This window comes from Photobacterium galatheae (assembly GCF_000695255.1).
Classification (GTDB): domain Bacteria; phylum Pseudomonadota; class Gammaproteobacteria; order Enterobacterales; family Vibrionaceae; genus Photobacterium; species Photobacterium galatheae.
The window spans coordinates 1-14866 of the sequence record NZ_JMIB01000007.1 but is presented as its reverse complement, the minus strand read 5'-3'; the positions used below and the strand labels follow the sequence as shown (position 1 = coordinate 14866).

General features: G+C 50.6%; 12 protein-coding genes and 1 tRNA gene. 6 read left to right on the top strand and 7 right to left on the bottom strand.

Annotated elements, in window-relative coordinates; translation table 11 throughout:
- Positions 1-196 precede the first annotated feature (196 nt).
- The gene (locus EA58_RS05295; protein ID WP_036749922.1) at positions 197-697 is read right to left on the bottom strand and encodes a YfbU family protein; all 501 of its coding nucleotides are present in this window, start codon (positions 695-697) and stop codon (positions 197-199) included.
- 176 nt (positions 698-873) lie between these two features.
- Here EA58_RS05295 and EA58_RS05290 point away from each other — a divergent pair, with 176 nt between their 5' ends.
- On the top strand, positions 874-1524 hold the full coding sequence (locus EA58_RS05290; RefSeq protein ID WP_036749919.1) for an energy-coupling factor ABC transporter permease: 651 nt from the start codon (positions 874-876) through the stop codon (positions 1522-1524).
- A 67-nt stretch (positions 1525-1591) separates the two neighbouring features.
- Here the strand turns inward: EA58_RS05290 and pflA are convergent, their stop codons facing one another.
- The 3 genes from pflA to EA58_RS05275 form a co-directional block, all read right to left on the bottom strand.
- Positions 1592-2332 (bottom strand): pyruvate formate lyase 1-activating protein, encoded by a 741-nt coding sequence (gene pflA, locus EA58_RS05285; protein ID WP_036749916.1) that lies wholly within the window; start codon positions 2330-2332, stop codon positions 1592-1594.
- Positions 2333-2504: 172 nt separating this feature from the next.
- Entirely contained in the window at positions 2505-4781 is a 2277-nt protein-coding gene (pflB, locus tag EA58_RS05280) for a formate C-acetyltransferase (RefSeq protein ID WP_036749913.1), read from the bottom strand.
- Positions 4782-4930: 149 nt separating this feature from the next.
- Positions 4931-6421, bottom strand: a complete 1491-nt coding sequence (locus EA58_RS05275) for a DUF3360 family protein (RefSeq protein ID WP_036749911.1) — start codon at positions 6419-6421, stop codon at positions 4931-4933.
- A gap of 1116 nt (positions 6422-7537) precedes the next feature.
- Here EA58_RS05275 and EA58_RS05270 point away from each other — a divergent pair.
- The 4 genes from EA58_RS05270 to EA58_RS05255 all read left to right on the top strand — a co-directional run bounded on the left by EA58_RS05270 (position 7538) and on the right by EA58_RS05255 (position 10743).
- On the top strand, positions 7538-8308 hold the full coding sequence (locus tag EA58_RS05270) for an ABC transporter ATP-binding protein (protein ID WP_036749909.1): 771 nt from the start codon (positions 7538-7540) through the stop codon (positions 8306-8308).
- A 111-nt stretch (positions 8309-8419) separates the two neighbouring features.
- Entirely contained in the window at positions 8420-9196 is a 777-nt protein-coding gene (locus EA58_RS05265; RefSeq protein WP_036749905.1) for an ABC transporter substrate-binding protein, read from the top strand.
- A 125-nt stretch (positions 9197-9321) separates the two neighbouring features.
- Positions 9322-10062 (top strand): ABC transporter permease, encoded by a 741-nt coding sequence (locus EA58_RS05260; RefSeq protein ID WP_036749902.1) that lies wholly within the window; start codon positions 9322-9324, stop codon positions 10060-10062.
- 3 nt (positions 10063-10065) lie between these two features.
- Entirely contained in the window at positions 10066-10743 is a 678-nt protein-coding gene (locus EA58_RS05255; RefSeq protein ID WP_036749899.1) for an ABC transporter permease, read from the top strand.
- 82 nt (positions 10744-10825) lie between these two features.
- Here the strand turns inward: EA58_RS05255 and xthA are convergent, their stop codons facing one another.
- Entirely contained in the window at positions 10826-11632 is an 807-nt protein-coding gene (xthA, locus tag EA58_RS05250) for an exodeoxyribonuclease III (RefSeq protein WP_036749896.1), read from the bottom strand.
- A 178-nt stretch (positions 11633-11810) separates the two neighbouring features.
- Between xthA and EA58_RS05245 the strand changes: the two genes are divergently transcribed.
- Positions 11811-12770 (top strand): glutathione S-transferase family protein, encoded by a 960-nt coding sequence (locus EA58_RS05245; protein WP_036749894.1) that lies wholly within the window; start codon positions 11811-11813, stop codon positions 12768-12770.
- Positions 12771-12772: 2 nt separating this feature from the next.
- Here EA58_RS05245 and EA58_RS05240 read toward each other — a convergent pair whose 3' ends face one another.
- Together EA58_RS05240 and EA58_RS05235 are read right to left on the bottom strand one after the other, a co-directional pair.
- Positions 12773-14494, bottom strand: coding sequence for a response regulator (locus tag EA58_RS05240; RefSeq protein ID WP_051641907.1), 1722 nt, complete (start codon positions 14492-14494; stop codon positions 12773-12775).
- Positions 14495-14695: 201 nt separating this feature from the next.
- Positions 14696-14780, bottom strand: a tRNA-Tyr gene (locus tag EA58_RS05235).
- Between the last annotated feature and the right edge of the window lie 86 nt (positions 14781-14866).

Here is a 14866-nt window from a genome sequence, read left to right as displayed (position 1 = left end):
GAAGCATGCTTTGGATCACATAAATCTACCTGAACATCAGCATTCGCCAATCTTCCAATTGCAAAAAGATGTGTCAATACTCTGACGTATTTTCGTCAGGAATACCAATATGGATGCGGGAAAGGGTGATGATGGCAGCCTTTGCTGCCATCTTTGAGCGGGTTTTTGTTACTGATGTAACTTTTGTTGCTGTGATTCAGGCGTTGAGGATTTGCTGAATTTCAGAGGCAGATAAATGGTACTGACGGGGACACTTTTGCCAGACGGTCAGCATACGTCTGTATTTACTTTGCATGGGCACATGACTGTTGAAGTGGTGCTCCGATGGCAGAAAATGTGGATAAAGCTTTTCTACCTCAGCAAGGAAGCGGACATAGTGCATTTGCTGGGGTTCGCTGATGGCATCAAAGCCAAGAAATGTGAGTCGTCGGCAGTCGACCTGGCTTTGGTTCTCTTCTGATAGCTGCTTACAGGATTCCTGCATGGCATGATGCATTTCCATCACTTCGATAATTTCTTTGCATTCAGTTTCATCAATGGCACCAAAGTCTTTGTCCAGCTCCCGCAGTTGCAGACCATAACCTCGCTCAACAATGGTTTGCAGACGTGCATATTTCGCGGCGTTTGCTGCATCAAGCTGAGCCATCAGGCGGTATTGGTTCGACAGAATGAGGCGTTGGGCGTTTGTCATTTCCATAGCAATGTCCTGCAATTTTTTCACTGTTTACAGCTTAGCAGGATGGACTGCACAGGGATTGATCTGACAGGGTATTCCTGCTTTTTTTCGTCAAATGATCTCGCCACGTATGTATAATTGTGCCGCCGGAAACTTGGATCATATGTACCGTAATTTCAATGACAAGGAAGTAACTGATGACAACACTTTCCTGGATAGGCTGGGCTGTTTGGCTCGTGCTTTTGCTCTGTACGTATCCCAGAGAGTTTTATCCGAAATTCAGTCAGGAAAAAGATTATCAGCATCTGGTGCTGGGCTCCGCAGTGGTGCTGTTTCTGCTGTGGAGTTTGCGTGCCGGGCTGGTGGACGGGCTTCAGGTCCATTTTCTGGCGATGACGGTACTGACCTTGTCACATGGCTGGCGAATTGCCATCTGGATCAGCATCTTGCCTGGTCTCCTGCTGGCCGTCTTTGGGTTGGTAGCGTGGCAGGATCTGGGGCTGGTGAATCTGACGGGTGTGGTTGCGCCGGCTTTGGTCAGCTATGGTATTTTCCTGTTGAGTTACCGCTATCTGCCTCGCCATTTATTCGTTTATATTTTCGTGGCTGCTTTTTTCAATGGGGCGATCTCTCAGGTCGTTCATATGTTACTGACCGGAAGCTGGATCTGGCTGGAAGGGGAGTATCGCTGGCAGTATATCGTTGATAATTATCTGCTCTTAATTCCTCTGCTGTTATTTCCGGAAGCTTTGCTCAATGGGATGGCAACGACATTGCTGGTGGTCTATAAGCCGGAATGGGTTCGGACGTTTGCCGATCGTGATTACATTTACAGGCAGGATAAATAAATTTGTTTGTAGGTTTCTCACTGGTGCAGGCATGACGGCAGCGTCGATTGCACCAGCGAGAATCCGTTCAGTACATCACATTCGGGTGATACTCAGACAGCACATTTTTGACTTTTTCCATCACTTCTTTTGACGGTGGTTTGACCCCTTCCAGTGGGTAGTCATAGCCCATGGCTTCCCACTTATGGGCACCTAACTGGTGATACGGCAATAGCTCAACTTTCTCAACGTTGTCCATATCTTTGATGAATTCGCCTAATAAACGGGCGGAGGTCTCGGTATCCGTGAACCCCGGCACAACCACATGGCGGATCCAGGTTTTCTGGCCGATTTTGTGCAGATAGCGGGCAAAATCCAGAATGCGCTTGTTGGGAACACCCACCAGATCGTGGTGGATGTCATCATCAATCTGTTTGATATCCAGCAGCACCAGATCCGTTACATCAAGCAGTTCATCAATCACGGGCGTATGTTTGCGGACATAACCGTTGGTATCCAGGCAGGTATGGATGTTCTCTGCTTTGGCAGCCCGGAAGAAATCGCGAATGAATTCAGGTTGCAGAATGGCCTCTCCGCCGGAGGCCGTCACCCCGCCGCCGGATGCGTTCATAAAGTGACGATAGGAAAGTGCTTCTTTCATGAGTTCATCGACGGTAATTTCCTGACCGTCTTCCAGATCCCAGGTATCGCGGTTGTGGCAGTACTGGCAGCGCAGCAGGCACCCCTGCATGAAGACGATGAACCGGATCCCTGGCCCGTCAACGGTGCCACAGGACTCGAATGAATGAATGCGGCCTTTTACGGACATATGCGCGCTCCCCCGATAATGCTTGGTGTCGCTCTTCAATAATATACCCAAGTCACCTCAAGATGGCTGTTCGCTGGGAACGGGATCTTCTGATGGTTACTTGGGTATATTCCCTACGGCTGGGAAGCCGTAGGGAGCAAGAAAACCGGACAGTGACCTGTCCGGTAAAGTCTTACAGAGATTCAGTGAAGGTCCGTGCAATCACGTCCTGCTGTTGCTCTGTGGTCAGTGAGTTGAATCGTACCGCATAGCCGGATACCCGGATAGTCAGTTGCGGGTATTTTTCCGGATGTTTCACTGCATCTTCCAGTGTTTCACGGTTCAGCACGTTGACGTTCAGGTGCTGGCCGCCTTCAAGACCGGCTTCGTGGTGGAAGTAACCATCCATCAGACCTGCCAGATTCGCACGGCGTGCATCGTCGGATTTACCCAGTGCGTTCGGCACAATAGAGAAGGTATAAGAGATACCGTCTTTGGCGTGTGCGAACGGCAGTTTACCGACAGAGGTCAGTGAAGCAACCGCACCTTTTTCATCACGGCCGTGCATTGGGTTGGCACCCGGTGCAAATGGCTGACCGGCACGGCGACCATCTGGCGTGTTCCCGGTTTTCTTCCCGTACACCACGTTTGAAGTGATGGTCAGAATAGACTGCGTCGGAACTGCATCACGATAGGTCTTTAACTGACGAATCTTGTTCATGAAGCGTTCTACCAGATCACAGGCGATGTCATCGACACGGGCGTCATTGTTCCCGAATTTCGGATAATCGCCTTCAATGTCAAAGTCGGTCGCAATACCGTCTTCATCACGAACCGGTTTCACTTTGGCGTACTTAATGGCAGACAAGGAGTCGGCTGCGACAGACAGACCAGCAATACCACAGGCCATCGTCCGGCGGACGTCACGGTCGTGCAGCGCCATCAGGGCCGCTTCATAGCTGTATTTATCATGCATAAAGTGAATGGAGTTCAGTGCGGTGACGTACTGAGTGGCCAGCCAGTCCATGAAAGAATCCAGGCTTGCCATCACTTTGTCGTAATCCAGCACTGCATCTGTCATCGGCGCTGACTTCGGACCGATCTGGATTTTCAGTTTCTCATCCACACCGCCGTTGATTGCGTACAGCAGCGTTTTGGCCAGGTTGGCACGGGCCCCGAAGAACTGCATGTGCTTACCGACCACCATCGGGGAAACGCAGCAGGCAATGGCGTAGTCGTCAGACTCGAAGTCCGGACGCATCAGGTCATCATTCTCATACTGGATTGATGAGGTGTCGATGGACACTTTGGCACAGAACTTCTTGAAGCCTTCAGGCAGGCTTTCTGACCACAGCACCGTGATGTTTGGCTCTGGGCTAGGGCCCATGGTGTACAGCGTGTTCAGGAAACGGAAGCTGGTTTTCGATACCAGCGTACGGCCGTCAACACCCATACCACCGATAGATTCAGTTGCCCAGATTGGGTCGCCAGAGAACAGCTCATCGTACTCAGGTGTACGCAGGAAGCGAACCATACGCAGTTTCATGACGAAGTGGTCAATCATTTCCTGCGCTTGTTCTTCGGTGATCTTGCCGGCTTTCAGGTCGCGATTAATATAGATGTCGAGGAAGGTCGAGGTCCGACCCAGAGACATCGCTGCACCGTTCTGAGACTTCACCGCAGCCAGATAACCGAAGTAGGTCCACTGAATCGCTTCCTGTGCTGTTTCTGCCGGACGGGAAATATCGAAACCGTATTTGGCTGCCATTTCTTTCATCTGGCCCAGTGCTCGGTGCTGCTCTGCAATTTCTTCACGCAGCTGCATGGTCATTTGCAGGTCTTCGCCTTGTTCAAACTTTTCTTGCAGAGAAGTGAACTGCGCGAATTTGTCCTGCATCAGATAATCAATACCGTACAGTGCAATACGACGGTAGTCACCGATGATACGGCCACGGCCATAGGCATCCGGCAGACCGGTCAGTACACCGGATTTACGGCATTTCATGATGTCCGGGGTATAGATGTCGAACACACCCTGATTATGGGTTTTACGGTATTCCGTGAAGATTTTCTTCACTTGCGGATCCAGTTCGCGATCGTAGGCTTTACAGGAGCTTTCAACCATCCGGATACCGCCATTCGGGATGATGGCACGCTTCAGCGGTGCTTCGGTTTGCAGACCGACGATGGTTTCCAGCGATTGCTCTATGTAGCCGGCATCGTGAGCGGTAATGGTTGAAATCACTGAGGTATCAAAGTCAACAGGTGCATGAGTTGCGTTTTCCTGTTTGATGCCTTCCATCACTTTTGCCCACAGCTGCTGGGTTGCAGCCGTACCTTCGCTGACCAGGAAAGCTTCATCGCCCTCATAAGGGGTGTAGTTTTTCTGGATGAAGTCGCGGACGTTGACTTCGTTTTGCCAGTCACCCGCAGCGAAGCTTTCCCAAGCGTTAGCAAATTGGTCTGCCATAGTATACCTACCTGTTATTCGTCAGTAGAAAGTGTTACAGGTGCTGCACCATCGGTGCAGCGACTGCATGTGTATCAGTATTTCAGTTTTCACTGAGCCGGGCTTTGATGTACCGCACGGCTATGCTAAATATTTCATATTGTTCCTGATTATCCCAGCAGCGCAGGGATACCTGGAATCATGCCTACCGCCAGCATGGCACCCAGACAGACAATCAGTGTCAGACCCGGAATGATGAGGCGGTCAGCCAGTGTCAGGTGATTCGGACGATCTTTGTCGCCAATCAGACCATTGTTATCCAGCAGCATGGTCACCGCCCAGCCGAAGACCGGGTTGACGGCCATCGAGGCAAAGATACAGATCCCCGCAGATTGGCTGGATTTGGCATCTTTTACCATTTGCATACCGGCTTCCAGCAGTGGCAGGAACACACCAGCCAGCAGCGCAATTGTCATGACTGGTGGCCAGATTGCGATGTCCATCGGATAACCGATAATGGCAACGATGATACAGATGCTGCCCAGTAAAATTGCACCCGCCGGAATCGGACGTTTCGCAATGGCAGCCGGAATCATATAAGTGCCCCAGGATGAGGTGACATTTCCGCCACCAAAGGCTGCACCAACGATTTGGCGAACAGAGCAGCCGGTCATGGTGTCATCGACATCCATCAGGACCTTGTCGGTTTTCTCAGGGTAGTTCATTTCCTGGAAGATACGGTGGCCCAGGAAGTCCGGAGACCACATCGCAACGGCCAGCAGGGCAAACGGTAAAGAGGCAATGAAATGCTCTACGGTCGGTAAGCCCAGTTTCCAGCCAGTTTCAGTGGATCCCCACCAGTAAGCCGGATTCAGGTTGGGTAGTCCCGGGGTGGTATGGAATTCAAAAGGAGCACCCATCACAGCAGCAATGATGCCACCGGTGACGGCACAGACCGGAATTGCCAGCCAGCGTTTGCCTATTCGGGCCAGGAATGCGTACAGCACAATGCTGACAAAAAGAATCAGAACGGCCACATAACCCATGTTGATGTCGCTGCCCCAGCTCAGCAGGCTCTTGATCTGGCCGGTTGACCCGACAAAGCCCAGGAAGATCAGCAAGCCACCGGCAACCCCGTCACTGGTGAGCTTGACCAGCCGTGAGCCCCCTTTACACATGCTGAGTGCTAAACCAAAACCACCCAGCAAAATCCCTAAGGCCAACGGGTGTCCGCCTGCCGCAGCAATCATGCCAATCATTGGGATCATCGGACCATGGTTACCGGCCAGGTTGGCGCGTGGGTTTAAAAAGCCGGAGACAAGGATACAAAAGAGGGATGCCGAAACCAGCATTTCGACCCGGACGTTTTCAACCACAAATTCAGGGCCGAGTCCGAAGGCGGCTGCATAAGCCGACATCACAGCGGAATACATGGCGATGATGCCAATGGTTCCGGCAATGGCTGGGACTAAGTCTTCCCATTCGAACCGGAAATCACGGCCGGGCAGGTTGAGTCCCCAGCGGCGGGGTTTCATGATCTGCAGTTCATGATCCAGATAGCGTGAGCGGTTTGGAAATGCACTGGCAGGTTGATGGTGGGCCGAATAACTATCGGTTTCCACCTCGGTATGGACGTCACCGTATTGAATGTTTGATGACATAGCGGGCCTCGTTCTACAAGTCAGAAATTCTTTTTGTGTGTACCGGGAATCGGGCCTGAATCCGGTACGGATGCTCAGTTGGCATCGAATATTGATTATGGTGTTAGTTTACTCCCGCTTACCCACTGCAAATTTGATCCTGATCATTAGCTCCTCTCAAATGAAGGAAAACTACAAAAATGCACCACGCGTCTCGGTGATTACGGCCATTCTGACAACTTTGTGTAATTAATTTACGTAAATTGTGTTCTTTGGATTGGTGCAAGGGGGGCCAGAAGCGGTGTAATCATCACTAATATTCTGGATGGGAAAGGCGTTTAGCGTGGTAGATGGCAGTATTTCTGTAAGCGTCGTCAAGTTCTGGCTAAATTTCTGCCCGATTCGCTAGAACATGATCAGTTACTCAATCTGCATGTTTTTCCACTTTAACCCATTTTGATGGCTCATCTCGCCGGTGAAAAAAGGCATGAACATTGATGCTGCAATCAGGAGAGAACCATGCCATGACATCACATTCCGATGAAAAGCTTTGCCTGCGCTCATTTCCGGCAACGGCCTGTGTAGCTTTGTTTTCCCAGCGTTTACCCCATCTGCCTGTGTTTTATGATCGGAAAGTAGGGAGAGAAAAATTATGAAACCGAGTTTCTATCTATAATTAGTGAGATTCTATTGTGTTCGAAGAATAATCACTTGTCAGGATTTAATGATTAAATATGCGAATTTTTCATCTTATAATGCTAAAATTCGAACGTTAACAAAATGTTGTTAATCCGGGTTCGTGGTGATACCTTCGACAAAGGGATGCGAAAACAGACTATCTTACTGTCTTTCAGGCAGTTGAAGCACAAAGAACGGAATGTCCACTAATTGATTGATAAAAAAATAAAGTTAGCGGTATAAAGAAATCACGCAGTGAAACAAGCCGATTTCTGAAACAGTTTTCTTTGTTCCTGATATGTTGGTCTTGTGTTAATGGTGTTAAAGGTGTCGATTGGTTGGTGTCTGGCACCATGCATAAAGCTTCGTGCTGACAGGATGGAATACATTTAGCCAGATTTGCATGACTTGTTTTCAATGCAGTCTATGGGTTTGACAAAGCAACAGGAGACAAAGCGCATGACAGATGCAGTAGCGCTTGAAGTAAAGGATTTACATAAATCTTTTGGCCAGAACGAAGTGCTGAAAGGAATTTCACTGACAGCGCACCGGGGGGATGTGATCTCCATCATTGGTTCATCAGGTTCAGGTAAAAGTACATTTCTTCGCTGTATTAACCTGTTGGAAACTCCGACTCAGGGAGAGATCTGGGTCAACGGTGAACTCATTAAAATGAAAAATAACCGTCGCGGTGAGTTTTTACCTGTGGACGAGCGTCAGGTACAACGGATCCGTTCCCGACTGGCGATGGTCTTTCAGGGCTTTAACCTTTGGTCTCATATGACGGTCCTGGGGAATGTAATTGAAGCGCCGGTTCATGTGCTGGGTGTACCGAAAGCAGAAGCAATTGAAAAAGCGGAAGCGCTGCTGAAGAAAGTTGGCCTGTACGAAAGACGTCATTATTACCCGGGACATTTGTCGGGTGGCCAGCAGCAGCGTGCAGCGATTGCCCGTGCGCTGGCCGTTGATCCGGAAGTTATGCTGTTTGATGAACCGACTTCGGCACTTGACCCTGAACTGGTCGGGGAAGTTCTGGGAGTCATGCAGGACCTAGCGCAGGAAGGCCGGACGATGCTGGTGGTGACACACGAGATGGCTTTCGCCCGTGATGTTTCCAATCAGGTGATGTTCTTGCATCAGGGGCTGGTGGAAGAGCAGGGGGCGCCCCAGAAACTGTTCCAAAACCCGGACTCAGAAAGATTAAAGCAATTTATTTCGTCGATTTACTAAAATATGGATTGGGTTTTACTCAAACCGAATAACTCATAACTTCGCTGATTCAGCGAATCTTTCAACCCGGGTTTCAGAGCGGGTTGTTGCAAATACAACAGGAGTAAGACAATGAAAAAATGGATTTTGGCTGCCGCAGTCGTTTCTGCTCTGGGTGTGACCTCGGCTCAGGCGAAAGAGTGGAAAGAAATTCGTTTTGGTATCGAAGGCGCCTATCCTCCATTCAGCTGGACTGAGCCAAGTGGTGAGCTGAAGGGTTTTGACGTCGATATGGCCAATGCATTGTGTCAGGAACTGGAAGCCAAATGTAAGATCGTCGCGCAGGACTGGGACGGTATCATCCCTTCACTGCTGGCCCGTAAGTACGATGCCATCATTGCCGCCATGTCGATCACTGAAGAGCGGAAGAAGAAAGTCGACTTTACGAACAAGTATGCTCTGATTCCGAATAAATACGTGGCCAAGAAAGGCACCCAGCTGGATTTCTCGAAAGAGGGCCTGAAGGGCGTGAAAATTGGTGTTCAGCGTGCGACCACGCATGATAAGTACCTGACAGACAACTTCGGCGATTCCGTTGAGATTGTGCGTTACGGTTCATTCGACGATGCGTACCTGGATCTGAAAGCAGGCCGTATTGCTGCCGTGCTGGGTGATGCCTCTGCACTGGAAGAAGGTCTGTTGAACAAAGAGGGTGGCGATGGCTATGAATTCATTGGTCCTTCGCTGACAGATCCGAAATGGTTCGGTGAAGGTTTCGGTATTGCGACCCGTAAGCAGGACAAAGACCTGACCCAGAAGCTGGATAAAGCCATTCTGTCGCTGCGTGAGAAAGGCGTTTACAAGCAAATCCAGGATAAATACTTCTCTTACGATGTTTACGGCGACTAATCACGAAGACTGAGACAATGATTCGTCTCCCGGTGAAATACGCGATATGAATGAGAGAGTGCCGGGTCACAGGTGGCTCGGCACTTTTTACATCGCAAACCCTTTGCAGTTTAAAGGAGTGACCCTTGCTGGATTTAAAAGGATACGAATGGTCGCTGGTGGAAGGCGCATGGATCACCTTACAGGTTGCCTTGCTGTCTCTGCTGCTGGCGATGACGCTGGGCATGCTAGGTGCACTGGCGAAACTTTCCCGCTACCGTACAGCACGTCTGACGGCCACGGTATACACCACTGTGATCCGCGGTATTCCGGATCTGGTGCTGATGATGCTGATCTTTTTTGGTGGCCAGGTGCTGCTGAACAACAGTCTCTACGGCATCAATGAGTGGCTGAACAACTATTTCACCTCGTCGGATCCAAACCATGAATGGACGGCTTATCTGCCGGATTATGTAGAGGTCAGCCCATTCATCGCTGGTATTTTGACGATAGGATTTATCTTCGGGGCTTATATGGCGGAAACCTTCCGGGGTGCGATCATGGCGGTCGATAAAGGTGAGCTGGAAGCTGCCAAAGCTTATGGCATGAGCAGTGCGATGTCTTTTCGCCGGGTGCTGTTACCACAAATGATCCGCCATGCCCTGCCGGGTTTTGGGAACAACTGGCTGGTCCTGCTGAAAACCACAGCACTGGTTTCGATTATCGGTCTGGATGACATGGTCCGTAAGGGATCGCTGGCCGCAGGTACAACGCAGATGCCGTTTACCTTCTATATGGCGATTGCGGTGCTGTTTCTGGTATTTACCTCGCTTTCTACTTCTGCACTGAAGTGGGCAGAGCGTCGGTTCAGTATCCATACGAGGTAAGAGATGGACTTTAGTATTCTGACAGACAGCTGGCAGCTGTACCTGCAAGGTTTTTATACGACACTCTGGATGGTTGCACTGGCGCTGGTGATTGGTCTGGTGATTGCAATTCCGATGGGAGTGGCCCGTAACAGCAAGAATCCTGTGATCTATGGTCCGGCCTGGGCATACATTTATTTTTTCCGCGGCACGCCACTACTGGTGCAGTTGTACCTGATTTATTACGGCATCAGCCAGTTTATGAGTGTACAGGGTACGCTGTGGGAAGAAGCCTGGTTCTGCGCATTGGTGGCATTTGTGCTCAACACCGCCGCTTATACTGCTGAAATTGTGCGGGGCTCGATCAACAGTATGACAAAAGGCGAGGTCGAAGCTGCGAAAGCTTACGGGATGAGTCACTTACAGGCCTTCAGCCGCATTATCCTGCCAAGTTCGCTCCGCCGTGCTTTGCCCGCTTACAGTAACGAAGTGATCTTTATGATTCATGGTTCCGCTGTGGCCGGTATCGTCACCATTATCGATCTGACCGGTGCGGCACGCATTGTGAACTCCCGTTACTACGCCCCGTTCGAGTCGTTCCTGTTTGCTGGTCTGTGTTACATGGTGCTGACGTTTACCGTGATCTGGGCTTTCCGCAAACTGGAAGGTCGCTATTTGCGTCATATGAAAGCATTGAGCTGATCCAGCCGTGTTCCACAGAATCAAAAGCCAGGGTTTGATGCCCTGGCTTTTTCGGTGATGTATTCTGTCTTGAGATGGGGTTTTAGCTGAACACAGACCAGATTGGCGCGTGGTCGGATGGTTTTTCAATGCCGCGCAGCTCGTAGTCAATCCCTGCCTCCTGACAGCGAGCGGCCAGTGCCGGAGTCGCCAGAACCACGTCAATGCGCAGACCGCGGTTGTCGTCAAATCCTTTGGAGCGGTAATCAAACCATGAGAATTTGTCATCCGCTTCTGGGTGCAACTGACGGAAGGTATCCACAAAACCCCAGTCCAGCAGCTTTTTCAGCCACTCGCGTTCAATTGGCTGGAATGAACATTTACCGGTTTTGAGCCAGCGCTTGGCGTTTTGCGGGCCGATACCGATATCCAGATCGATTGGGCTGATGTTGATATCCCCCATGACAATCAGTTCTTCATCGCTGCTGTGGTGCGTCTCAAGATAGGTCATCAAATCCGCATAGAATTTTTCTTTGGCCGGAAATTTGATCTCGTGATTGATGTTGTCACCCTGAGGGAAATAACCGTTCAGAATGGTCACCGACTTGCCATTTTCCTGCTCGAAGGTTGCCATGATCATCCGGCGCTGCGCTTCATCATCATCCGTCGGGAAGCCCTTGCGGACATGCACAGGCTCTTGTTTGCATAACAGTGCCACACCATAGTGGCCTTTCTGGCCATGGTGATACACCTTGTAGCCCATAGCTTCGACGTCTTCTAACGGGAAGGCTTCGTCATGAACTTTGATTTCCTGCAGTCCGATCACATCCGGCTGATGTTTATCAATGACGGCTTGCAGTTGATGGAGTCTTGCTCTTAATCCATTGATATTAAATGAGATGACTTTCATTTGAGTTCTGTTCTGTCAGCGTGGGAAAGAAAGTCATCCTAGCACAGAGGCAGAATGAGCGTAAGCGCTGTCAAAGTCCGTTCGAATATCCTGATGATCTCTGCCGGATTTTCTGCGCCGACTGGTGAAAATGTCTTCCCTATAATGATGAGCAAATCGACTCACGGGCGAGGGAAACATGGGAAAACTGATTCAGGGTGTTTGGCACGATGTGTGGTATGAGACGAAGTCTCAGAACGGTAAATTTGTGCGTGAAGACGCGGGGTTCCGGCACTGGCTGACCGCAGATGGCACATCGGGCCCGGAAGGGCAGCAAGGCTTTCCGGCTGAATCCGGACGCTATCACCTGTATGTCTCGCTGGCGTGCCCCTGGGCGCACCGAACCTTAATTTTTCGCCAGTTGAAAGGGCTGGTCGAGCATATCGGGGTAACCGTTGTTGACCCGGATATGCTGGAACACGGCTGGGCGTTTACAGAGCCGGAGCCCCTGTACGGATTTGAATTTATGCATCAGCTCTACACCAAGGCCAAGCCAGATTATACCGGCAGGGTCACGGTACCGGTGCTTTGGGACAAACAAACGCAGACGATTGTCAGTAACGAGTCGTCTGAAATCATTCGTATGCTGAATACAGCATTCAATGCGATCACCGGAAATCATGATGATTACTATCCGCTGGTGTTGCAGCCGGAGATTGAACGCTGGAATGACTTCATTTATCCCAATATCAATAATGGCGTATATCGCTGTGGTTTTGCGACCACACAGGCCGCTTACGAGTCAGCATTTTCAGAGCTGTTCAGTGCACTGGACACTGTTGATACACATCTGGCATCAAGCCGCTATCTGACCGGCGATCAGGTGACTGAAGCAGACTGGCGACTGTTTACAACGCTGATTCGTTTCGATGCAGTGTATGTCGGCCACTTTAAATGTAATCAGCAGCGTATCGCAGACTATCCGAATTTACAGGGGTATCTCAAAGAGCTTTATCAGATCCCGGGGGTGGCTGAGACGGTCGATTTTGAGCAGATCAAGCGCCATTACTATTTCAGTCACCAGATGATCAACCCGACCGGTGTTGTGCCTGCGGGCCCGGCACTTGATCTGGACTCACCACACGGTCGGGACGTCTGATATTAATGCAGAAGGGGTGACCAGGTGGTTATCTGAATGGGAGGCAATTCCCGTTGAATCGCGCTGATCTGGCGCTGCAGACTCAGATTCTTGTGGGTCTGTAGCTCATTGCTTAATGCATGCCGCCATGTCGCGAGTTCGGGGGGGAGCGGCATGAAGCGAACGGCTGTCAGGCTCTGACGATACAGTTCGGGAGGAACGGTACCGGGCATTCTGAGCAAACAGTCGATACGACCAAGGTGTGCTTCACTGCACAGGGGATAGTCACGGAGAATCGTTTCAAAGTGAAATAACGCCTGTGCAGGGCGGGGCAGCCTGGCCGCCTGTGCGGTTTTCAGCGTGGTCTCGAGCCAGCGCAAGGCGTCAAACGCCAGACTGTTTTCTCGCAGCGCCTGTAAGCGGTGTCGGCTGTGGCCATCGAACCGGTTTCTGTGTTTCAGAGCCTGACAGGCATCAGCAATCAGGGTGGTTTCGCCCAGTTGTAAGAGCAACGGTAACGCTTCAGCCAGAATAACGGACGGTAATTTATGGATGCAGTTGAAGTAGCCAGACAGCCCAAGCAGCAGCCGTCGTTTCGCTTTGAGTGCAGATCCCTGTGCCAGTAACAGGCGGGCAAGTACGAGCTGTTGGAAACAATACAGAAAGTGACGTTGGGCGGGCAGCAGACGATGATGCGCCCGCTGCGTGATTTTAAGCAATTGTACTTTGAGCTGTCGTTGTGTCTGTGCAGACGGTGTTGTGAAGTAGAGTTGTTCGAATGTATCACTGAACTCTGCCAGACAGATGATCCATCCGATATCAATGATGGGCAGATGGGTTGCCAGCGTCATACCCGCCTGAACTAAGGGTTCACTTTGCCCTGATTTCGCTGCCAGTTGCGCTACTTTCAATGCTCGATGGCTGGCTGATGGCGATAGCTTCAGGGCACGCTGTGCGGTTGTCAGCGCCGCAAGCACTTCTTGATTTTCGGCTTGATAGTTGGCCAGCAAATCCAGCGCTTCCAGACATAACGGCGATTTTTCGAGTAAATGTTGTAAATGCTGCATGGCTTGGGGCTTGTCTCCGGCCTGAGCATACAGACGTGCTTCAGTCAGTGACACTTTGACGCAAGGGTGATATTTCCGGAACAGGCTGGTGTAGCGTTGTGCCTGCGGCCAGTCCTGGCTCTCCATCAGCATATCCAGCAGCAGATGTTCAAGCTGGTAGTCCGGGCCATGTTTGAGTAGTTGTTGTTTACAGTACCGAATGCCCTCGGTCAGCCCTTGTGTTGTTAATCGCTGGTAGACAGGATGACGGGCCTGACTGTTCTGCCATGCCTGACAGAGTTTGTTTTGCAGACTGATCACTGGCATGGGCAGTGTCAGAAAGGCATCTGGTTCAACGGCCAGAGCAGCGAGCACAACCCGGGTGCTGGTATCAGCTGAGAAGATGACCAGTCCGCATTCCGGGCTCAGAAGTTGTTTCTTCCGCAACAGGCTGATCAGTTCACTGCCGGTTAGGGTGTGATCCAGATGATAATCGACGAGAATGAGCTGGTAGGTGGTGTGCTGACAATGGTTGATCGCTTCACGATAGGTTGAGGCAGTATCAATATGGCGAATGCCAATTTGCAGGAGCATGCCTTTCATTAAGCTCTGTGCACTGTGCTGATCATCAATCACCAGAACGCGCATGGTATGCCACGGGGGCGGGGTCAGATTGAGTTTATGGACTTTGTCAGGCATACCACTGTCCTCATACGGCTTTGATAGTGATAAAGGTCACAGTTGTTCGTTTGAGTGTAGTCCTTTTTTGTGGCGGAAATTTAAGGGGCGTGCTGTGAATGACACAGAATTCTCAAAGTCGCAGAAGTGAGATTTGCGGGTTCAATCAATCTGAAGAGAAGTGAAAAGAAAAAAGCCAGTGCAATGCACTGGCTTAAAAGATGGTGGAGGGAGAAGGATTCGAACCTTCGAAGGCGGAGCCGTCAGATTTACAGTCTGATCCCTTTGGCCACTCGGGAATCCCTCCACGGGATTTTGCGTATTGTCAGGCTTTTCAGCCAAAGAAAGCAACAAAGTGCAGCTCTCGGAAAAGATGGTGGAGGGAGAAGGATT